General features: G+C 75.0%; 19 protein-coding genes and 3 pseudogenes. 8 read left to right on the top strand and 14 right to left on the bottom strand.

Features of this window, described 5'->3' with window-relative positions:
- Positions 1-77: 77 nt before the first annotated feature.
- From GTQ99_RS06885 to GTQ99_RS06860, 6 genes are all read right to left on the bottom strand, one after another.
- A complete protein-coding gene (locus GTQ99_RS06885) occupies positions 78-305 on the bottom strand; it encodes a hypothetical protein (RefSeq protein WP_166615002.1) in 228 nt (75 codons plus the stop codon).
- A gap of 29 nt (positions 306-334) precedes the next feature.
- Positions 335-2,323: an ATP-binding protein gene (locus GTQ99_RS06880; RefSeq protein WP_166615001.1), complete on the bottom strand. Its 1,989-nt coding sequence runs from the start codon at positions 2,321-2,323 to the stop codon at positions 335-337.
- Positions 2,320-3,051 carry a Pvc16 family protein gene (locus GTQ99_RS06875; protein ID WP_166615000.1) on the bottom strand — a complete coding sequence of 244 codons (732 nt, stop codon included), beginning with the start codon at positions 3,049-3,051 and terminating at the stop codon, positions 2,320-2,322. Before GTQ99_RS06875 ends, GTQ99_RS06880 begins: the two co-directional genes overlap by 4 nt.
- A 692-nt stretch (positions 3,052-3,743) precedes the next feature.
- Entirely contained in the window at positions 3,744-4,517 is a 774-nt protein-coding gene (locus GTQ99_RS06870) for a hypothetical protein (protein WP_166614999.1), read from the bottom strand.
- An 8-nt stretch (positions 4,518-4,525) separates the two neighbouring features.
- Positions 4,526-5,047, bottom strand: coding sequence for a phage tail protein (locus GTQ99_RS06865; protein WP_166614998.1), 522 nt, complete (start codon positions 5,045-5,047; stop codon positions 4,526-4,528).
- Between the two features lie 14 nt (positions 5,048-5,061).
- The gene (locus GTQ99_RS06860; protein WP_166614997.1) at positions 5,062-6,903 is read right to left on the bottom strand and encodes a phage tail sheath C-terminal domain-containing protein; all 1,842 of its coding nucleotides are present in this window, start codon (positions 6,901-6,903) and stop codon (positions 5,062-5,064) included.
- A 602-nt stretch (positions 6,904-7,505) separates the two neighbouring features.
- On the opposite strand from GTQ99_RS06860, the gene GTQ99_RS24305 reads away from it, so the two are divergent.
- Positions 7,506-7,751 carry a hypothetical protein gene (locus tag GTQ99_RS24305; RefSeq protein ID WP_205706948.1) on the top strand — a complete coding sequence of 82 codons (246 nt, stop codon included), beginning with the start codon at positions 7,506-7,508 and terminating at the stop codon, positions 7,749-7,751.
- Positions 7,752-8,126: 375 nt separating this feature from the next.
- Here GTQ99_RS24305 and GTQ99_RS06850 read toward each other — a convergent pair whose 3' ends face one another.
- Positions 8,127-9,056 (bottom strand): Rossmann-fold NAD(P)-binding domain-containing protein, encoded by a 930-nt coding sequence (locus GTQ99_RS06850; protein WP_205706947.1) that lies wholly within the window; start codon positions 9,054-9,056, stop codon positions 8,127-8,129.
- 47 nt (positions 9,057-9,103) lie between these two features.
- Between GTQ99_RS06850 and GTQ99_RS06845 the strand changes: the two genes are divergently transcribed.
- On the top strand, positions 9,104-9,523 hold the full coding sequence (locus tag GTQ99_RS06845; RefSeq protein ID WP_205706946.1) for a MarR family transcriptional regulator: 420 nt from the start codon (positions 9,104-9,106) through the stop codon (positions 9,521-9,523).
- Between the two features lie 9 nt (positions 9,524-9,532).
- Entirely contained in the window at positions 9,533-10,516 is a 984-nt protein-coding gene (locus tag GTQ99_RS06840; RefSeq protein ID WP_166614995.1) for a DUF389 domain-containing protein, read from the top strand.
- Between the two features lie 190 nt (positions 10,517-10,706).
- Here GTQ99_RS06840 and GTQ99_RS06835 read toward each other — a convergent pair whose 3' ends face one another.
- Entirely contained in the window at positions 10,707-11,078 is a 372-nt protein-coding gene (locus GTQ99_RS06835; RefSeq protein WP_166614994.1) for a DUF4267 domain-containing protein, read from the bottom strand.
- Positions 11,079-11,181: 103 nt separating this feature from the next.
- Between GTQ99_RS06835 and GTQ99_RS06830 the strand changes: the two genes are divergently transcribed.
- The gene (locus GTQ99_RS06830; protein WP_166614993.1) at positions 11,182-11,748 is read left to right on the top strand and encodes a WHG domain-containing protein; all 567 of its coding nucleotides are present in this window, start codon (positions 11,182-11,184) and stop codon (positions 11,746-11,748) included.
- Here GTQ99_RS06830 and GTQ99_RS27475 read toward each other — a convergent pair.
- The 3 genes and pseudogenes from GTQ99_RS27475 to GTQ99_RS27470 form a co-directional block, all read right to left on the bottom strand.
- Positions 11,745-12,476: an SRPBCC family protein gene (locus GTQ99_RS27475; protein WP_420814519.1), complete on the bottom strand. Its 732-nt coding sequence runs from the start codon at positions 12,474-12,476 to the stop codon at positions 11,745-11,747. The two genes, GTQ99_RS06830 and GTQ99_RS27475, sit on opposite strands and share 4 nt — an antisense overlap.
- On the bottom strand, positions 12,388-12,984 hold the full coding sequence (locus GTQ99_RS06820; protein WP_166614992.1) for a GrpB family protein: 597 nt from the start codon (positions 12,982-12,984) through the stop codon (positions 12,388-12,390). Before GTQ99_RS06820 ends, GTQ99_RS27475 begins: the two co-directional genes overlap by 89 nt.
- 460 nt (positions 12,985-13,444) lie before the next feature.
- Positions 13,445-13,616 (bottom strand): annotated as a pseudogene (locus tag GTQ99_RS27470) (short-chain dehydrogenase); the annotation flags it as partial.
- Between the two features lie 138 nt (positions 13,617-13,754).
- Between GTQ99_RS27470 and GTQ99_RS24870 the strand changes: the two are divergent.
- The 3 genes and pseudogenes from GTQ99_RS24870 to GTQ99_RS06805 form a co-directional block, all read left to right on the top strand.
- Positions 13,755-14,371 (top strand): annotated as a pseudogene (locus GTQ99_RS24870) (helix-turn-helix transcriptional regulator); the annotation flags it as partial.
- Positions 14,372-14,466: 95 nt separating this feature from the next.
- Positions 14,467-15,399 (top strand): phosphotriesterase family protein, encoded by a 933-nt coding sequence (locus tag GTQ99_RS06810; RefSeq protein ID WP_166614991.1) that lies wholly within the window; start codon positions 14,467-14,469, stop codon positions 15,397-15,399.
- Positions 15,400-15,753: 354 nt separating this feature from the next.
- Positions 15,754-17,274 carry a GGDEF domain-containing protein gene (locus GTQ99_RS06805; RefSeq protein WP_166614990.1) on the top strand — a complete coding sequence of 507 codons (1,521 nt, stop codon included), beginning with the start codon at positions 15,754-15,756 and terminating at the stop codon, positions 17,272-17,274.
- Between the two features lie 58 nt (positions 17,275-17,332).
- Here the strand turns inward: GTQ99_RS06805 and GTQ99_RS06800 are convergent, their stop codons facing one another.
- A complete protein-coding gene (locus GTQ99_RS06800) occupies positions 17,333-18,769 on the bottom strand; it encodes a glycosyltransferase family 39 protein (RefSeq protein WP_166614989.1) in 1,437 nt (478 codons plus the stop codon).
- An 86-nt stretch (positions 18,770-18,855) separates the two neighbouring features.
- Here GTQ99_RS06800 and GTQ99_RS06795 point away from each other — a divergent pair, with 86 nt between their 5' ends.
- Positions 18,856-19,302 (top strand): hypothetical protein, encoded by a 447-nt coding sequence (locus GTQ99_RS06795; protein ID WP_166614988.1) that lies wholly within the window; start codon positions 18,856-18,858, stop codon positions 19,300-19,302.
- Positions 19,303-19,365: 63 nt separating this feature from the next.
- On the opposite strand, the gene GTQ99_RS06790 is transcribed toward GTQ99_RS06795, so the two are convergent.
- On the bottom strand, positions 19,366-19,962 hold the full coding sequence (locus GTQ99_RS06790) for a TetR family transcriptional regulator (RefSeq protein WP_205706943.1): 597 nt from the start codon (positions 19,960-19,962) through the stop codon (positions 19,366-19,368).
- A gap of 139 nt (positions 19,963-20,101) precedes the next feature.
- Positions 20,102-20,288 (bottom strand): annotated as a pseudogene (locus GTQ99_RS24295) (iron chelate uptake ABC transporter family permease subunit); the annotation flags it as partial.

Raw genomic sequence — 20,288 nt, 5'->3', positions numbered from 1 at the left:
GGCCGGCCGCGTCGCCCGTTGCGGGGTCGGCCGCGGCCGCGTGCGGACGGTCGGTGCCGCGGTGCGCGCGAGCTGTCTCATGCCGCACCCCCCCGTGTGCCCAGCCGCCGGTGCACCGCGTCCGCCACGTCGGCGGCCACGAGGTCCGCACGGCGGGTGTTGACGTCGGCGACCGGACGCTGACGCGGCCGGTCCGGCCAGCTACCCAAGGCTCGCTCGAGGGCTTCCGGCAGCGCCTGGGCGAGCCTGCGGGCCTCGGCCGGGGAGCCGGACGTCACCCGCAGCGCCTCGATGCGGATGCGCACCTGCGCGGGCCGCCCGGGCCGCGGGGCGCTCATCGGTCCCGCCAGGCGACGTGCGGCACCGGCAGGTTCTGCTTGCGCAGCTCCTCGGCCAGTTCCGCCTCGATCATGTCGCGGTCCACCGGGCTACCGGTTCCCGCCGCCAGGAAGGCGGCGCCCAGCGCGACGTTGCGGATGGATCCGCCGGTGAGTGGCAGCGCCGCGAGCGCGTCGAGGTCCGGGTCCAGAGGCACGGTGGGCGTCGCGGCCGGAAACGCCGAGCGCCACAGGCGCACCCGTTCGTCCCGCGACGGGAGCGGGAAGTCCACGACGAACCGGAAGCGGCGCAGGAAGGCGGGGTCGATCGCATGGCGGAGGTTGGTGGTGACGACGGTGAAGCCGGAGAACGTCTCGATCCGCTGCAGGAGGTCGCCGACCTCGGCGTTGACGTGCCGGTCGGTGGCGTTCCCGACACCGCCGCGCACCCCCCAGACGGCGTCGCCCTCGTTCCACACCATCATCGCGCCCGACCTCTCGGCCTGCTCGAACGCGGCGGCGATGTTCTTGGAGGTCTCGCCCACCCACTTGGAGATGACCTGGCTCAGGTCGATCGCCATGACGCGCAGGTCCAAGGCGGACGCGAGCACCTCGGCCGCCATCGTCTTGCCCGTGCCGGAGGGTCCGGCGAACAGCACGGCCACCCCGCGCCCGCGCCAGCTCCCCCGCCCGCCGGTGCGTGCGGCGAAGCCCCAGTCGTCGAACACCTGCGACGCGTGCCGGACGTGCAGCTCGACCCGGCGCAGGACGGCTTCCGTGGCCGGGGGCAGCACGATGTCGTCCCAGTCGTAGGCGGCCTCGAGCAGGGTGACCCCGGGCAGCGGGGCGGGGTCGAGGGCTCGTGCGGCGGCGTGCCACAGGCATGCGGTCGCGGTCGCCTCGTCGGGCGCGGCGTCGATGCCGTCGGCAGCGCGGGCGACGGCGGTGCGGATCGTCTCGGGGTCCAGCCGGAACTGGCCGCTCACCCGGCCCAGGCCGCGACCGACCCGGGTGGCGCGCTCGGTGCCCAGTGCCGTCGCCCAGCGGGCTCGGGCCGCGACCGGGTCGTCCGGCACGAGCGGGATCACCCGCACCGCCCGGCTCAGACCGCTCGGTGGCTGCTTCCCGGTCATGACCACGTGGCCGATGACCCGGTCCACGAAGGCGGCCACCGACGCCGACCGGCCGTCGATGTCGCTCCCCGGGCCGTCCAGCACGAGCGCCGCACCATCGAGGGCCGCATCGCGGGTCCACCGCGAGGCCAGCCGTGCGCGCTCGCCGGCATCGTCGGGCAGGTCGGCCACCGCTAGGCGCCACGGCAGCAGGCCGAGCGCGTGGAGCGCGGCCCCGACCTCCGCGGCGGTGGCTCCGGGCGCCAGCACGAGCGGCGGCAGGCCCGGCCGGCTCGCCGCTGCCGAGAGCGCGCCGACCAGGCCGAGCCGCAGCCCGTCCGCCGTGCGCGGCTCGCCGGGCACGGGGAGCTCGTGCAGGTGCGCGACGACCAGCGGGTCCCGGGCGGTGTGCCCCAGGAGCCGGTCGAGCACCGCCGGGTCGAGCGTGAGCCGGCTCTCGATGCGGGGGGCTCTCGGGTCGACGTCGACGACGTCGAACCGGACCAGCGGCCGGTCGGCGGCGAGGGCCTCGGGGCCGAGGCCGGCGATCGCCCGGCACGCCAACCACAGCGGCACCCCTTCGCCGGGGACCCCACCGGTGGATGCGACGGCGTCGGCCGCGGCCCGGGCCACCGGCTCCCGCGTGCCGGCCGCGAACAGGAGCGCCAGCAGCGCCTCCTCCGGCGGCGTCAGGTCGAACCCGTCGCAGAGCCGGCGCAACGCCCCGGAGCGGGACGACCGTCGCACGTGCTCGGTGAGTTCCGCGAACGTCGTCGGTGACACGGTCCCGGCGGCCACGTCGGCGAGCGCCCGCAGGGACAGCGCCTCGGCGAGCGCCGCGAACGTCGCCGCGCCGGCAGGCGGAGAGGCGCCCGGGGTGGTGGGGGCCGTCATGGCACGGCCTCGGTCACCGTGAGGACTTCCGGCGGCATCGTGGTGCCGCGGCGAGGGCCCGGCCGCACACCGACGCGCGGCTCCTTGACCGGCTCGGCAGCGGGGTACGTGTCGTCGACGTCCAGGAACACCGTGGTGACCAGGAAGTGGGCCGCCGGCCGCATCGGGGACTGCAGGGCGGACCAGATCTTGGTGGACAGGTCGACGTCGACCGGCGCCTGCGCGACGGTGATCTGTTCCGGCTGGTGCGCGGGGTCGTGCAGCGGCTCCGTGGGCAGCCGCTCCAGCAGCTTGGTCGGGTTCGGGGGGACCGTGATCCCGCTCAGGACGGCCTGGACGAGGGCCCGCGGGACGACGCCGTGCCGGGTGAGCGCAGCGATCCCCAGCCCGAGCAGCAGCTCCCGCTCCAGGTCGGCTCCCGTCACCGCGAGCATGTAGTGCAGGTCCATCGCCAGCGGCGAGCGGCCGACCAGCCGCCCCCCGGAGTCCATGTGCGGCTCGTGCATGTTGCGCCACGCGGGGTTCGGGGCGGCGTGGTGCAGGAACAGGTGCACGCCGGCGGGTTCCGCCGGCTGACCGCCGCCACCCCCTGGTGGCGGCGCGGGCCGCGGCGGCGGCTCCACCGAGACCGTCGGAGCGGTGAGAGCACCGTAGGTGGCGTCGAGCCGGCGCTGGATGACGGCCCGCAGCACGACCGTCGTGGCGGGGATGGCGAAGTGGGCGGTCATCGGTCGGACCCCCCGGTTGCTGCCGGTGCGACCGCGCCGGCGAGGTAGTCGGCGAGGGTGGGTCCGGGTGCGGCCCGGCCGGTGGGACGGACGACGGCGGCCGACGCGGGCAGGGCCCCGGCGGCGCTCGCGGCGATGGTGACCTCCAGGCGTGCGATCTCGACGACGACAGCCGGGGCCGCGGCCGGGGCTGCGTCGTCCTCGGCGTGGTGGCGCATCGGCGCGGGCGGCGGCGGGAGCGGCACCGCCCGGGTGGCGACGGGCTCCGGTGGAGCCGGGCGTGCACCGTCCGGACGGGCTCGCAGCGCCGCGGCTTCCCCGGCGAGGCGCGCGACGTCTCCGGCCCCGCGCTCCGACGCTGCGACGCGGTCGGACGCCTCTCCTCCCGGGGTCGGGGGCATCGCCGCACGCGACGACACCCGACGGTCCAGCGTCCCGGCCCGAGGTGGAGCGGGTCGGCTGCCGCCTCGCGCCGAGCGCTGCGGAACGGCGGTCGACGGCCGCCGCGGGAGGGGCTGGCGGCTCGGCCTCGACCACCGCCCAGGCGGGGTCCGGGGCGTCCGGCCCGGGCTCGAACGCCGACCGCGGACGCGGGGCGGCATCCACCGCACGCTCGCCGTCGGCCCCGGACGGGTCGCCCATCGCCCCGGCGCGGAGCAGAGCCGCGCCGTAGGCCCCGATCGACACCGCGCTCACCCCACCAGAGCCGGGACGGGCTGCATGGATCGCCGCGCGCCGGTGATGAGGTCGACGTAGCGCCGGCGCCGTTCCACCGGGAGGTCCACGATGGCGTCCTCGGACCAGCCGTAGCGTCCGGCGATGACGTCGACGTCGCGCATCAGGCCCTCGACGTGGAGGTCGAGGTCCCGCGCGACGAAGCCGGCCGGATCGGCGTCGGCCAGAACTTCCTCGCCGCAACCGCTGCAGGTGAGGGTGACCCGCACGGCACCTGCCGGGTCCAGGTCTTCCCACGCCTCGAGCAGGTGGTCCAGCTCGGCGCGGTCCGGCACGGCGCTGGGCGGCGACGAGGCGTCGGCCCCTGTCCTCGTCGCGGCGGCCAGCTGAGCCAGCCCTCGCTCCGCGGGGAGCCCGGTGACGGCGGCCAGGTCGCCCAGCGTGGGCAGGCGGAACCGCCGGGGGCGCCCGTCCACGACCACCGTCGCGCTGGCGTCGGCCGGCGGCTCGGGAAGGCCGAGAACCGTGGGCACCGGCAGGACGAACTCGTTCGAGGTGCCGCACCCCGGGCAGACGACCACGGCGTCGATCGGCCGCCCGACCACGTGCTGGTGGAGGCGGAGCATCGCCTGGTTCCGCCGGCCCAGCACGAAGTCGTCCACCTCCGCGCCGGCCAGAGCCCGCAGGAAGGCGGTCACCCGCTGGGCTGCGCTGTGCTCGCGCCCGAGGGACCAGAGCCGCAGCACGCGTGCGGGGTCCGGGGCGAGGTCGGCGGTGCTCGGCGCATCCATGGACGTGGTCAGGGCTCGACGAAGCTGGGCTCTGCCGGCTCGGCCACGGCGTAGTCGCGCTCCCAGCCTTCGTTCTCGAGCTTGAGCTTCGCGATCGCCACGGCGTTCGCGTTGGCGTCGAGGTCGGGCAGAGCTTGGTACTCCGAGACCCAGCACCGGTAGAGCGTGTAGCTCAGGACCACCTGGCCGGCTTCGTTGAGCAGCTCGAGGATGACGTCCTTGCGGAAGTCGGCGAGCGACACCTCGCCGCCCGGCATGGAGCCGTAGTTCCACACCTTGTTCGCCCACTGCTCGAAGTCCTGGTCGTGGGTGACGCCCCGCTCGAGGGTGACGGCGTCGTACTCGGTGCGTCCTGGCGACTTGTAGGACGTCGAGGGGTCGCCGCCGGCGCGGTGCTTGACCACCTCGGTGGTGCGCTTGAGCAGAGTCACCTTGGAGACGCCGGCGACGTACCGCTCGCCCCACTTGACTCGGAACTTGAAGTTCTTGTAGGGATCGAGCCGCATCGCGTTGACGGAGAACTGACCCATGATGTGACTCCCGCTCAGGCCGTGGGCTGGGTGATCTGCCGCAGACTGATGACGACGAACTCGGCCGGCTTCAGCGGCGCGAAGCCCACGACGATGTTGACGATCCCTGAGTCGATGTCCTCTTGGGGCGTCGTCGAGGCGTCGCACGCGACGAAGTAGGCCTCACGGGCTGATACTCCCTTGAAGGCGCCCTGTCGGAACAACCCGTTCATGAACGCCGTGCAGCTCACTCGCAGCTGGGACCACAGCGCCTCGCCGTTGGGCTGGTGGATCGCCCACCGCAACGACTCCGACAGCGAGCGCAGGATGTAGCTCGCGGTGCGCCGCACGGGGATGTACTTCCACTCGCTGCCCAACGCGTTCGAGCCGTCGACCGTGCGCGAGCCGAAGGCGACGGATCCGTAGATCGGGAAGCGCCGGATGACGTTCACCGCGATCGGGTTGAGCAGCCCGTGCTCAGCGTCGGAGAGTTCGGCGGACGGGCCGTAGACCCCGGCGAGGAAGGCTCCGGTCCCGGCCGGGGCCTGCCACACGCCGCTCTGGGCGTCGGTCCGGGCGATCACACCGGCGACGGCGCCAGAGGGCGGGTGCGCGATGATGGTTCCGGGCTCCAGGGGGTCGTCCACGCGCACGGTCGGGAACCAGGCACCGGCGTGGCTGGACTGGAAGCCGATCGTCTGGGTCTTCCACGCCTCGGCCGCGCCCACGTCCACCACGTCGGGCGGTGGGTCGACCACGAGGAATGCGAACTTGCGGGCGCAGATCCGGGCGGCCTCGGCGTAGACGGTCGGCGCGTTGCTGTGGTGCAACGCTCGAGCATCGCTGATCCTGGGGCGCACCAGGTCTGGCAGGCAGAGCAGGTTGAAGAACGGATCGGGTGTGTCCAGGGAGGTGACGGCCGACTTGAACGCGTCCGACGTCGGCTGCCCGTGCGGCTCGCCGTCGCCCCCCGCGGTAGCTGCCGACACCTGCGAGGCGTCGTAGCTCTGGCCGAGCTGGTAGCGCGAGGCGTTGCTCACGGCGGCGGCACCGAGGCCGTACTCGTCGATGAGCGACAGCGGCCCGGCTGCGGGGGCACCCAGAGTCACGGTCGCGTCGTGGAACCGGGCGACGCCCGGGGTGGAGGTGGGCGCCGACATCCGCAGTCGCAGGCAGCGCCCACCTTCGAACACCGCTCCTTCGATCGAGGCGGAGCCCAGCTTGGCCGCCTCGCCCGGCTTGGCACGGATCGCCTCGTTGAGTGCGGCGACCAGCCGGGTGACGAGGGCCAGAGGGCTCGTGGGCCTGCTGTCACCGGTCTTGTAGACGGTCACCTCCATGGCCGCGGTCGAGGCAGCGGCGTCCGGCTTGCCGTTGGCCTTGCGCCGGCTCACCGCGACGGTGACGCCCACGTCCTTGGTGAACGTTCCTGCCACCGGCGGTTTGGCGATGACGTGGACCGTGCCGGTCGCCTGCGGGCCGTTCTCCCCGACCCCCGTGAGCTGGAGCTCGACCAGCTTGGAGCCGGTCGCCGGGTCGTTGACCACCGTGTCGGCCGACCGTGGGCTCCCTGCGACCGTGGTGAGGCCGCCGAAGCGCTCCACGCGCCCGCTGATGCTGTCCAAGATCGTGAGGGTGAAGCGCTTCTTGTCGTGGGCGGGGGTTCCGGTGGCGAAGGGATCGGCTCCGATCTCGAACGGGTCGACCTCGACGAAGACGGCGTTCCCCGCACCGCCGGAGCTGAGCGCGGTGAGAACCATCGACGGCTGGGTGGCCGTGTCGTCGCGCAAGATGGTCGTGGCGGCCGCCACGGCGTTCTCGACCGGGACCCGCACGATGTAGGCCTGCCCGCCGCCGTTGGCGAAGAAGTGCAGCACCGAGTAGGACAGCGAACTCGTCCGCCACAGGCCGCCGAAGCCGCGCTCGAAGTCGCCGTAGCTCAGGCACCGGGTCGGCCGGTGGTCGATCCCCGACCGCGTCGGCCCGATGAAGAGCGCCACCGACGTCGGCGCGCCTGCCACCGTCTGCACGCCAGAGCTCAGCACTCGGGTGTACACACCTGGATACGTAGGAGACAGCATTCTCGCACCGCCGCAGCAATGAGCGTCAATGTATCGGGAGCACGCATCATCCGGCCGGGCGCGTTCCGCCTTGCGACACCGTGCGGACATCAACCGGGAGGCATCGCGGAGTGATGCGTGTGCTGTGAGCCGGACCGGGCGCCGGGAAGCGCGGGGCACAGTTCGTTCTCTATGCCGGGAACTGCCTGTCGGCGCGTCCAGCAGATGCCGTCGCGCGGAGCCGAAGAGCCTGTACCGCCACTTTTTACTCGCATGCGATGCAGCGGGTCAAGGGTGGTCGGCCGGGGCGGTGGTGACCGCTGCGCGGGCCCCGCGGCGGAGGCGTGCACGGGTCTGCACGCCGTCGCACGGAAGACGCGACACGGAGCAGCACCATCGGTGTCTCGATCGACCACGTCGTGGCCCTCTCCGACGCCTGGCAGGAGGGCGCCCGGCCGTGGGACGCGGCCGAGCGCCTCGCCTTCGCCGACGAGGGCCTGGAACTGCTGGCCGTCGACGGCCCTCTCGACGGCCGGAGCTACGTGCCCACCACGACCAGCCGCCGGATGTACGCGGCGGCCGTGCCCCCCGGCTCCGCACCTACGGCTCCACCGAGGCCTTCCCCGTCATCGCCGTGCTCGACATCGAGTCCCGCGGCACCGTGACCGGTCCGGTACTCCTCCTGGTGACGCTCCCGCCCCCACCGGACGGGGCCCGCCTGGTCCACCTGCTGCTGGAAGTGGCCGAGCTCCACCACGACGCGCCCGGTTCACGGCCGGCGTGGCGCCAGTGGCTGCTGGTCCGGGCAACGCTGGAGCGGGAGCACGACCGACCCCGGTCGACGGGTCGCTGCCTGGCACAGCCGTTCCCGGCCCGTGCCGCCACCTCGCGGAGCGCACCTGCCAGGTCGACGCGCCGTCGGTGGTGCTGCCCGAACGGCCGGGAAACCCCTCGGTGCCCGAGGGTGGGGCGGTGGGGCGCGAACGAGCCGTGGACCGCGGTGCGCTCCGCTCGCCGCGGGGTCGAGCCCCGGGAGTTCCTCAGCCTGCTCGGTCGGTCTCGGCCGGCCCGGGCTGCGCCACCGCAGGGAGCGGGCGCCGAGCGTCCCCGACGGCCGCGAGGCGACCGGAGGCCTTCCGCAAGGGCTTGGAGCCGCCGATGCGGGTCAGCGTGCGCAGCACGGCGACCCCCGCGCGGGACCTCGGGTAGGCCAGTCGGGGAAGACCGGGCGGCAGTTCCTGCGTCTCCTCCACCAGGGGGCGCAGCCACGCCTCGTAGCGGTGGAAGGCTCCGGCCCAGCCGTCCGGGCCGGCCTGGGAGAGGAAGGCCGCCAGGACGTACCCGCCGGTGAGCGCCAGCGCGGTGCCGCCCCCGCCGCGGAACTCCTGCTCGAAGTGCTGCAGCGCCTGGGCCAGCGGCATCGACCGCAGGTCGCGTCGTCCGTTGAGGAGGGCGAGCGTGGCGCGGGTCGTGCCCTCGCCGTCGGGGCGCAGCGTCACGTGACGGCCGCGGGTGGCGACCATCCAGCGCCACCACCGGTCGTCCTGCGGGGCGCGGGGGATGGCGCCGCAGGCGACCGTCACGCCGAGGGCCTTCTTCACGACCGCCCCGCCGAAGCCCGCATCGCGCGTGCCGGAGCGGACGCCTTCGATCACCAGCAGGTCGTACTCCTCCGCCAGGCCGCTGCGGAAGCGCACGTGCACGCGGTCCTGTTCACGCACGCTCTCCACGGCGTCGCCGTACCGGATCCGCACGGAGGGCGGGAGGGCGTCGCGGATGATCCGGGCGAGGTCGCCGCGCAGGACCTCCAGCTCGGCGGTGGGCCCGTCCTGGGCGTCGGAGGCGGGGAACTCCCCGACCGGACGACCTCGTCCGTCGACGAAGCGCGTGCCCTCCTCCCGCGTGGAGGCAGCGGCGATGGCGCCGTCGATGCCCATCAGGGTGACCACCTCGTGCGCGGACCCGCGCACGTCCACGTTCTGCCCACCGTCGCGGAAGCCTCGAGCGTTCCTGCACGGTGACGTCCCACCCGGTGCGGGCGAGCCAGTACGCGCTGGAGAGCCCGGCGATGCTCGCCCCGGTGACGAGGGCCTTCCTGGTGCTCGTGGTGCACCACGGCATGCACGGCACCGACGCGTCGGCGCTGGTGCACATCGTCGGCGCGGAGGAGCGCGGTGAACCCCTGACGCAGGCCGAGCTGAGTCGCCTGGTGGGGCTCACGACCGGCGCCACCTCGTCGCTGCTGAACCGCCTCGAAGCGGTCGGGCACGTCGAACGACGCCGAGACCGCGCCGACCGCAGGGTGGTGACGCTGCGCTCGACCGCCTCGATGCACCGGGCGGCACGTCCGCCCGGACCCGCGACCGGCCCCGCAGGCGCCACGAGCTCCTCGCCCGACGCGGGCGGCCCCGACGCGGGCGGCCCTGCGGCTTCCTAGGCTGCCTGCGTGCTGCACCTGCGGATCATCGCCCCACCCACCACCACCCAGCAGGTCCTCGACGTCCTCGACCAGGCCTCCTGCACCAACGTGCTCGTGCTCCCCGCAGCCGCCCACCGCCCCCGCGGGGACCTGCTGCAGGCGGACGTGGCCCGCGAAGCGGCCGGCGAGGTCCTGCACCAGCTGCAGGCCCTCGACCTCGAACGGCACGGCTCCATCGCGGTCGAGGAGGTCGACCTGTCCCTGTCGCAGGCCGCGCAGCGCGCCGAGGCGCACGCCCCCGGCCACGGCACCGACGCCCTGCTGTGGCAGGACCTGGACGCCCGCACCCGCGAGGAGTCGACCCTGTCGGTCACCTACCTGATCTTCTTCGCCGTGGCCACGATGCTCGCCGGCATCGCCGTGCTGCTGGACTCGGCCATCCTGGTGATCGGCGCCATGATCGTCGGACCCGAGTACGGCGCCCTGGCCGGCATCTGCGCCGGCATCGCCCGCCGCGCCGCGGCCCCCGTGCGCCGCGGCGCGCTCGCGCTGGCCGTCGGCTTCCCCCTCGGCATGATCGCCACGCTGCTCTCCACCTGGCTGCTGCAGGCCGTCGGCCTGGCCGACGCCGAGCAGCTGCTGCGCGATCGCCCGCAGACGCAGTTCATCTACCTGCCCGACGCGATGTCGCTGGTGGTGGCCTTCCTCGCGGGCATCGCCGGGATGCTGGCGCTGACCTCGGCGAAGTCCAGCGCCGTCGTGGGGGTGCTGGTCTCGGTGACCACCATCCCCGCCGCCGGCAACGCCGCCGCCGCCCTCGCCCTGGCGCTCACCGCCTCGTCCAGCGCCGCCTCGGCCACCCGGGCCACCCTGCTGGCGCAGGCGTGGACCTCGTTGGAGCAGTTGCTGATCAACCTGCTGGGCATCCTGGTGGCCGGTGTGCTCACCCTGTGGCTGCAGCAGCGGATCTGGCGGGCCGTGCGCCGCTCTCGACCCGCACCGGAACCCTGACACCCCGGCACCCCCGCGGCCGAGGTCCACGGAGCCGCTGCCGCCTCAGCCGACCCGGCCGCCGGACGGCGGCGGGCGGTACCACCGCGGTGGACGACGAGCCGCTGACCCGCCGACGAGCCCGCCCTCGAGCCGTGCCTGGTCGCGCCGCAGGCGGCGGGGCGGCGCGGACCAGCGCCGGTCGCAGCCCTCAGGACAGTGCCAGCAGGAGGCCGGCGACGACGAGGACCACCGCGGTGGCGGCGTGCACGCTCAGCGCCTGGCGCAGCGTCCCGCCGTTGCGGACGACGATGAGCGCGTCCCCCACCGGGGTGATCGACGCGGCGAGCAGGGCCCAGCCGAAGGCGTGGGAGCCGGCCGCGGCCAGCACCACGAGCGGCACGACACCGGAGGTGATGTCGCGGACCCCCTTGATGCTCGTCAGGGCGCGCACGCTGTCCTGCGGCACGCCGAAGCCGGCCACGGCGACCTCGGGAGCCAGCAGGAAGCGGGCGCCGATGAAGAGGATGAAGATGCAGCCGACGAGGGCGACGACGAGGGCGGTGGTGGTGGCGATGCTCATGGAGTGCGACCTCCCGGAGTGGTCCAGTTGTGTTGGATAACAACGCTAGCGTTCGGGTCCGTCGATGTCTACCACTACTAGGTAACAGCGCTACACTCACGTGGTGCCTCCTCGCCCAGCCCCCGACCTGGACCGGCGCCGAGACCGGATCACCCACCTCGCCCGCACGATCGCCGAGGCCGAGGGGTGGGCCGCCGTCACGGTGCGCCGGCTCGCCGGCGAGCTCGGCGTCACCCAGCCCGTGCTGTACTCCGCCTTCTCCGGCCGCCAGGGGATCCTCGACGCGGTGGCCCTCGACGGCTTCGCCGCACTGGCCACCGCCCTGGAGGCCGTCGACGCGTCACCGCTGCCGCGGATGCGGGCCTACCTGGACTTCGCCGCCGCGCACCCGCGCACCTACGAGGCGATGTTCTCCCTGCCCTCCCAGCTGCGCTTCGCCGAGGAGGACGCCGACCAGCCCCTGGCCCGCGCCTTCGGCGCCCTGCGCGAGGTCTTCGCCCCGCACCCCGGCGGAGGCGGGGACGAGGCCGGCGCAGCCGCCGACCTGCGAGCCGAGGTGGCCTGGTCCACCGTGCACGGGCTGGCCACCCTCCAGAGCAGCGGACGCCTGCCCCGCGAGCGCACCCAGGCACGGCTGGAAGCCGCGCACCGGATGCTCACCCGCTCCTAGCGCACACCACCTCCGAGGCGCGGCTCGAACTCGGAGGTCCACCGGACAGCCGTCCCGGACCCGTCCGGTGCCGTGGACCACTCGCCGCGCACGCACGCGGCCGAGCGCCCGAGGACGTTCGTGGAGTCGGTGAGCTCGTAGGCGAAGCTGTGCCCGGGGACGTGCTCGGTCGACGTCTCCGTGGCCTGCGATCCGTCGGTGGACCTCGGGGTCCGCGAACTCCCGGGCCCGTCCCAGGGGCCCGTCCGACCGCTGGTCCCCGCGACACCCGGGACGAGACTCCGCCGGAGCACCCGGACCACCACCTCGCAGCCCTGCTCGGACCCGACACGGGCCCGCCCGAAGAGTTCGACGGGAGTCGCCAGACCGAGGGAGTTCACACCACGGAGAGCCAGCACGGCGACCTCGAGCACGACCCGAGCGTCGTCGGCGGGCGGCGCGATCGTCCGTGGACCACGGGCGTTCCACCCTGGGAGGCGAGTTCCGGGACCCCCACCGCCAGGCGCCTGCTCGCTGCCTGGACCTGCGAGCGGACTGGTTCCTCCGTGGCCGGCCCCGTCCGCGTCGTGGCGGACCGCGGGGTCGAGCCCGGCGAGCTCACGGCTTCCGCCGCCGCCTGAGCGGGAGGGCGCATCGTGATCAGCGGCTGCGCCCCCAGGCCTCGAACTGCTCCTGCACCTCGTCGAAGAAGGCTGCCTTGGCACGGGTGTAGTCGTCGAAGTCGGCATCCCCGGCGTGCTCGGCCGCCGCGCCGGCCTTGAAGGAGGCGTAGCGGTCACGAGCGGCGGGATGGGCGCGCAGCCAGTCGCGGAACCAGACGGTGTACCTGGCCCACGGCGAAGCGCTCGAGCGGACGTGCAGGATCGCGGCTCGTGGCCCGTCGACGTCGTGGACGAACAACCGCTTGCACCACAGCTCGTCGGGCACCACCTCCGAGCCGCGCGGGACGTCGCGGTGGACCCCCGGGGAGTCCGGGCGGGCCCCGACGGCGGGGACGAACCCGATCGACGCGAGGGCCTCGTCGAAGTCGCCGCCGGGCTCGGGGAGCTCGCGGACGCGCACCTGCAGGTCGACGTAGTCCTTGGCCGCGAGGCCGGGCACCGAGGTGGAGCCGATGTGCTCGAGGGCGTCGACGACCTCCAGCGGTGCCAGGGCCCGCTCCGCCGCCGACAGCAGCCGAGCCGCCCGCACCGGCCAGTCGGGGTCGTAGGGCCGCAGCACCGCAGGTCCAGGCACGAGCCGAACGCCACCGACGCCCGGGCCCGTGCTCTCCGCAGCGGCGGGCGTGTCGGAGGTCGTGACGGGTGCGGGGTTCGCCCACCGCCGACGAGGCGGTCGACACCGCACACGCCGTCCCGGTCACGACGGCGCCGTCCCGCCTTGCAGCACAGCACCTCCTCCCGCTCGGCAGCGGCAACTCCGGCACCGGGGCGAGGTCGGCCACCGGCTGCTGGTGCGCGCCGGGGTGGCCCAGCGCGCGCGGCTGGGCCACCACCCGCTCGGCCTCGTGCCGCCCGCCGGTCATCCGAGCAGTCAGCCGCAGGACGAGTGAGCAGGTCCACCGCGTTGCCCGGGCGCCCGGGATCCACCGTCACCGCGCACACCCGCGCACCGCCCCGGGCCGGCAGGTGGTCGACCACCAGGCGGCCGACGCCACCGGTGGCGCTGGCGACCAGGATCCTCACGCACGGCGGCAGCGGCAGGCCGAACTCGGGCCGTTCGGGGTCGGTCACCGCCCAGAAGGAACCCGTGCTGCTGGAGACGACCACGACGTTGGGGTTCGCGGACTCGCGCAGCAGGGGCAGCGCCGCCTCGGTGACGCGCACGATCCCCACGGCGTTGGTGTCGAAGGAGCGCAGCGCGGCGGGCAGCTGCCTGGCGCTCTCGTGGCCGATGCCCTTGTCGGCCGCGGTGATGAGGGTGACGGGCGCGGGCGTGACGGTCGCGGGTGTGGTGCTCACGGTGTTCCTCTCGCAACGGGTGGACCCGGGTGGGCCGCCTCCACGGTGGGGCGTGGCTCGCTCCCCCGGCAGGGTCCTGCTCAGCCGGGGGTGCGCCGCACCCCGGGGCTGCGCCGCGAGGAGGTCGCCGTGCTCGCCGGCATCAGCGCCGACTACTACCTGCGCCTGGAGCGCGGCCGGGACCGCCACCCCTCGGTGCAGGTGCTGGAGTCCGTCGCGCGGGAGCTGCAGCTGGACGACGAGCACCTCGCGCACCTGCTGGGCCTGGTCGCCGAGGTCCCCCGCCGCCGGCGCCGACCGCGCCGGCAGGCGCCGCCCAGCGGGGTGGTGAAGCTGGTGCACTCCCTGGCGCAACCGGCGTTCATCGAGGACCGCTACTTCGAGGTCTCAGCCTCCAACGCCTCGGCCCGGGCCCTCTCCCCCGGCCTCGTCGAGGGCGGCAACCAGCTGCGCGACCTGTTCCTGGACCCGGCCGTGCAGGCGCTGCACCCGCAGTGGCGGGAGGTCGCCGAGTGCTTCGTGGCCAACCTGCGCCAGGCCGTGGGCACCGACGTCGCCGCCCCCCCCCCCGCTTCATCGAGCTCACCGGTGAGCTGTCGCTGGCCAGCGCGCGCTTCCGCGAGCTGTGGGCGCGCCACGAGGTGCGCGGGCAGCGCGGCACCGGATCCCTCAGCCCTGCAGCGGGGGAAGGGTGCGGGCTAGGGTGCGCGGCAGACGCCGTTCCTCCCCGCACGTCGGCCGGCCTCCGGAGGCGACCATGGAAGACCACACCCCCACGAAGAGGCTCCACACGACGGCGGGAGCGCTGGCCGCGGAGGACCTCGGCCTGATCCTGCCGCACGAGCACCTGTTCGTCGACTTCCGCCCCTCCGACTCACCGGGCTTCGCCCAGGCATCGCCTGCGGAGTTCTCCGCCCTCATCACTCCCCTCCTCACCGCTGCGGCCGGCGCCGGCGTCACCGCGATCGTCGAGTGCACGCCCCCCGGGCTCGGACGCAGGGCCGACCTCATCCGCGAGGTGAGCCGCGCGACGGGAGTACCGGTCGCCCTCGCCACGGGCGTCTACCGCGAACCCTGGGTCCCGGAGTGGGTCTACCGGGCGAGCGACCGGGACCTGGAGGAGTGGATGGTGCGGGAGCTCACCGAAGGCGTCGACGCGTCAGCGGTCCCGGCCGGTTTCATCAAGATCTCCGCGGACGAGGAGGGTCTGCGAGCGGTCGAGGAGCGGGTCCTGCGAGCAGCCGCGCGGGCGGCGGTCCGCACCGGGGCGCTCGTCGGCACCCACACCACCGGCGGGGCCGTGGTGCTGCGACAGCTGGAGATCGCCGTCGCCGAAGGGCTGCCACCGGACCGGTTCCTCTCGATCCACACGCAGACCCTCCACGACGACGGGGTGAGGCGGGCGATCCTCGACCAGGGCGCGTGGATCGAGTTCGACGACGTCGGTCAAGGTCCCGACCACGTCACCGTGGACCTCGTGCTGAGGACCCTCGAAGCCGGGTACGGGGATCGGGTGCTGCTCTCGCACGACGCCGGGTGGTTCGACCCGGCGCTTCCCGGCGGCGGAGCACCCCGCCCGTTCACCCACCTGACGCGGACCTTCCTGCCGGCGCTGCGCGCCGCCGGAGTGGATGACCCCACGATCGACGACGTGTGCCGGCACAACCCCTTCCGCGCCTTCGCCAGGTGACCCGACCGGTGCGAGCCCGCGCCCTCGTCGAGCGCGCCGACCACCGCGAGCGGCCACGCGACCGGCCAGCGCGGCGACGAGGGTGACCCGGGCGCACGGCGCGCCCCGGTCCTCGCGCCGCAGCCGGCGCAGCGGATCCGCGGGAAGCGGCTGCTGCCCGTCCCGCTCCTGGGCAGACCCCTCGATCGGCGCATCCACCCGCGCGGTCGCGGCGTCGAAGAAGACGGTGAGGGCGGTACCGGCGAGGCCGGACCGCTCCGGCGCCCGGGCGCGCCGGAGCGGCGCAGCGCCACCGGCGGAGGTGGGGACGTGGGAGGGCGGAGCGGACGTGGCGCAGCACGTGACAGGGGTGCGTTGAGCGTCCGGGGCGCCCGCGGTGCCCGCCGGCTGCTGGAACCCCTGCACCGGCCGTCGGGCCTGGTGCCGCGCACCCGCTGGCTCTTCCTGGTCTTCGCGGTCCTGGCGCTGCTGATGTCGCTGCCCGGCCCGCTGGCGGTGGCGAACGCCGCGACCCTGCCGATGGTGCTGGGAGCCTCCGCGGTGCTGGTGGCCTCCTGGGTGCACGCCTACCGCAGCGGGCGGGAGTCCGCGGTGCGCGACGTCGCCGACTGCGTGGCCATCACCGCCTTCACGCTCAGCTGCCCGGCGCCGGCGATGGTCTTCAGCATCACCTTCTGCTCGTTGTGGCTGCACGCCGTGCACGGCTCCACCCGCCGCGGGCTGCTGCGGTGCGCGGGGTACGCCGCGGCGGTCAGCGCCGCGCTGCCGTTGTGGGGGCTCGTCCCCGGGCACGCGCCCAGCACGCAGGCGGCGCCGGTGTTCGGCACCGCCCCCGTCATGCTGCTGACCTTCGTCGTGGTGCGCGTGCTGGCGCTGGGGATGTTCGCCCGCGAGCGGGCCGCGCAGCGCGACGCGCTGCTGGTGGGCTTCGGCACGCGACTGCTCGGCACCACCGACGGCGCGCGCATCGCCGAGCTGGCCGTGGCCAGCAGCCGGGCGCTGTGCGCCAGCACGCCGGGGCTGCGCTCGCTGGCGGTCCAGCTGCACGCCGGCCACGCGGAGGTGATCGGCGTGGCCGGCGCCTTCGAGAGCGCGCCCGGGCACCTGCCCGCCGACGTGGTGCCGCCGGGCCTGCGCCCCGGCGCGGTCGTCCCCGTCGCGCACGCCGACGAGCTCGACGCGGCGGCCGGCGAGGCGTGCCGCTGGGTGTGCCTGGACCTGCCCGAGGTGGACGGCGTGTCGGTGCTGCTGGGCTCCCCCGGCCGGCTGGAGCCGGAGGTCGTCGTCTCCTTCCAGTCGCTGGCCAACCAGGTGGCGCTGGCCGCCAGCAACGCCCGGGTGCACCGGCTGCTGAGCGAGCAGGCGCGCACCGACGCGCTGACCGGCCTCGCCAACCGGGCCGCGTTCCAGGACGCGCTGACCGACGCGGCCGGCGAGGGGGGCGAGCGAGCGGTGCTGTTCGTGGACCTGGACGGCTTCAAGGCGGTCAACGACCGCTTCGGCCACGCGGCCGGGGACGAACTGCTGCGCCACGTCGCCGACCGCGTGCGGGAGGTCACCTCCCCGCGCGACGTGTGCGCCCGCCTGGGCGGTGACGAGTTCGCCCTGCTGCTGCGCGGCGCGAGCGCCGAGGACGCGGCTGCGGTGGGACGGCGCGTCGTGGACCTGGTCTCGGCACCGGTGCGCCTGGCCGCCGGCACGGCACGGGTGGGCGCCAGCGTCGGGACGGCGCACGCGGTCGGCGCGCTGGACCCCCGGGAACTGCTGGACCGGGCCGACGCCGCCATGTACGCGGCCAAGGCCGCCGGCAAGGGACGGGTGGAGGCGTTCACCGGTCGGGCGAGCACGGGGGACGGGATCCCGCTCGCCGGCTGAGCTCCGCGCCCCGCACCTCGTGGCGGGGGCGTCCCGGCGTCCAGCCGTGCCGCTGGCCTCACCCCAGGCGCCGCAGGCGGGGCCAGTCCCGGCGCCAGTCGCCGTCGGCGGTGCAGACCGAGACCGGCGCGCCCGCCTCGTCGTTGGCCAGCCCCGCGTCGTTGGCCAGGCGCGCCACCACGCGGCAGCCGCTGAAGACGTCGGGCCGCTCGAGACCCACCAGCAGCACCGTCGTGGCCGACGCCGGTGGCGGGCCCCAGTCCGCGAAGTCGTTGTGGCCCGAGTGCACCGCGGGCAGGTCCACCCCCTGCCGGCGGGCCCGGGCCAGCGCTCCCGCCTCGCCGTAGTTCGCGGTCACGACCACCGTCGTCGCCGGCAGGTCCGCCGCGGCGGAGGCCACCACGTCCACCATCTCCGGCCAGCCCACCTGCTCACCGAGGTCGTAGTTCACCGCCAGCAGCGGCCCGGCCCGCCGGGCGGGCAGCCACGGCAGGGTGGCCAGCGCGCCGCCGACCAGGTTGAGCACCAGCGCCCCCGCCAGGACCCCGCGGCGCAGGCGCCGGCCCGAGGACCAGCGCACCAGCGGCGCGGCGGCCGCCGCGAGCACGGCCGGCGCCAGGCCCATCGTGTAGTACGGCTTGCCGCCCGTGGCGACCGTCTCCACCAGCAGGAGCGCGTAGGTCACCGCCAGCCAGCGCTGCGGGGAGCGCCACAGGGCGATCAGGCCCACGACGAACACCGGCAGCAGCAGCGGACCGAGCATGAGCGGCTGCTGCGCGAGCACCTCCCAGCGCTGCACGGAGGTGCCCGAGGACCCCGCGGCGATGGCCCGGGACGTGCGCGCCTGCGGCCACCCGTGCGAGGCCTGCCACGCCACCAGCGGCAGCGCCAGCACTCCGGCGGTGGCGGCCGCGACCCAGGGCCCCGCGGAGCGCAGCGCGGCCCTGGGTCCGCACGCCAGCAGCGCCGCGGCGCAGCAGAGCAGCACCACCGCAGCGAGCAGCTTCACGTGCAGGGCGAGCCCGGCCACGAGACCGAGCAGCAGCCACCGCCGCGTGCCGCCGAGCCGCAGCGCCCGCAGCAGCAGCAGCACCAGCACCGAGGTCGTCAGGAGGTCGAACGTCGTGGTGGAGAACAGGTGCCCCGTCGCGAGGAGCACCGCCGCCACCGCGGTCGCCGCGGCGGCGAGGAACGCGTGCACCGGGCGCGCACCGCCCACCTCGCGGGCGGTGCGGGCCGCGACGAGGACGACGAGGGCCACGGCGAGGGCCGGCGGCAGGCGCAACCCCCACAGGGAACCGCCGACCGCGGCGTCCCACCCGCGAGCCAGCAGCGGGACGAGCGCGGGCTGGTCCGGGTAGCTCCACGCCGGGTGCCGGCCCGCCTCCAGGAAGTACAGCTCGTCGCGGTGGTGGCCGTAGCGCCCGCCCACCGCCGCCAGCAGGAGGAACACCACCGCTGCAGGCAGCGCGGGAGCCCAGCGCGACGTCGACACGCCGGGAACCCTAGCCATCCCGGGTGCGGCGGCGGCCGCACCGCGAGCGGGTCCCGGCGCCCCGGCACGCCGGCCGATGAGTTCCGGTGCTCGCCGTCTGCCGGGACATCAGGGCCACCTACGAGGCGTCGGGCACCGGGCCGGCGATGGCGAAGTTCATCACCCACGTGGTGCACCAGGGCTCGACCCCGGACGACTACCTCGACCGGCCGGCTCCCGACCCGCGGCGGTTCGGACTGCCGACGCACGACGACGGCGACCGCACCGACCCGCTCATGCGCAACATCCCGACCTGCCAGGCCTACCGGCCCGACTACGACGCCCTCGCCGCGCTCGGCGACCGGGTGGTCCTGGCCTACGGCGTCGAGTCGGGCCAGGAGAGCCCCGCCCGCAGCGCCCGCGCCGTCGCCGAGCGGATCGGGCGTGCCGCCGTCGAGTTCCCGAGCCACCACGCCGGCTTCCTCGGCGGCGAGTTCGGCCAGCACGGCGACCCGGAGGCCTTCGCCGAACGGCTGCGCACCGCGCTGGCCTGAGCCGGCGCTGACAGCGGCCGTCGGGCGGCGGCCGGGAGCGACCGGCACCTCGAGCGGAGGGGGTCACCCGACGGGGGACCGGCCGTCCCCTCGACCGGGGCGCTGGTCCACGCCGACCACCGCCGTGCCGCTGCGCCAGAACGACGCGGCCAGCCGGGCCGGCTCGTCCAGGTAGCCGGCGACCATGGCCCCGTCGCGCAGCAGCAGCAGGTCCTCCGCCACGGCCGCCGCGTCCGGCAGGCCCAGCGGCGCCACCAGCTCCTCGAAGGTGTCGCGGTACCAGGCCCGGTGCCCGTCCACGACCCGGCGCGGGCCGCTGTCCGCGTCGGGGTACTCGGCGGCGGCGTTGATGAAGGCGCAGCCGCGGAAACCCGGCCGGCACGCCAGCGAGCCGATGAGCTCACCCAGCGAGCGCAGCGCGGCGGAGACGTCCCCGTCGGCGCCGGCGAACGCAGCGGAGACCCCGCGGCGCTCCTGCTCGGACGCGGTCTCCAGGTAGGCCACGACGAGGTCGTCCTTGGACTTGAAGTGCCGGTAGAACGTCACCTTCGTCGTCCCGGCCCGCTCGATGACCTTGTCCACGCTCACCGCGCGCAGCCCGGAGGCGTAGAACAGCTCGCTGGCGGCGTCGACCAGGCGATCGCGCATCGACTCCCTCACGCCGGTGATCATACGTACCTCCTCCTGCTCGGCCCTTGTGCCGGCGTCCGGGGTGGGTTACCGTCCTCCGAAGTAGAGTGACTAGTCATTCTACTTGACGAGCGCAGCACCGCGCGCTCCCCGACGACCGCGCGACCGCTCACGCACGTGGCCGCCCGGCGCCGGCCACGGCCACCGGCCGGTTCCCGACTGCGCCGTGGCCGACCACGGCGTCGCCGACCCCGCAGACCACCGAGAGGACCACCATGGGCAACACCGCCGCACCCACGCCCCTGCCCACCGCCACCGCTCCCGCCGGCACCGCCGCCACCGCCGCCACCCTGCGG

The organism is Kineococcus vitellinus (assembly GCF_009906315.1).
Classification (GTDB): domain Bacteria; phylum Actinomycetota; class Actinomycetes; order Actinomycetales; family Kineococcaceae; genus Kineococcus; species Kineococcus vitellinus.
Note: the sequence above shows the minus strand (reverse complement) of the source record. Positions and strands in the feature narration are given on the sequence as shown.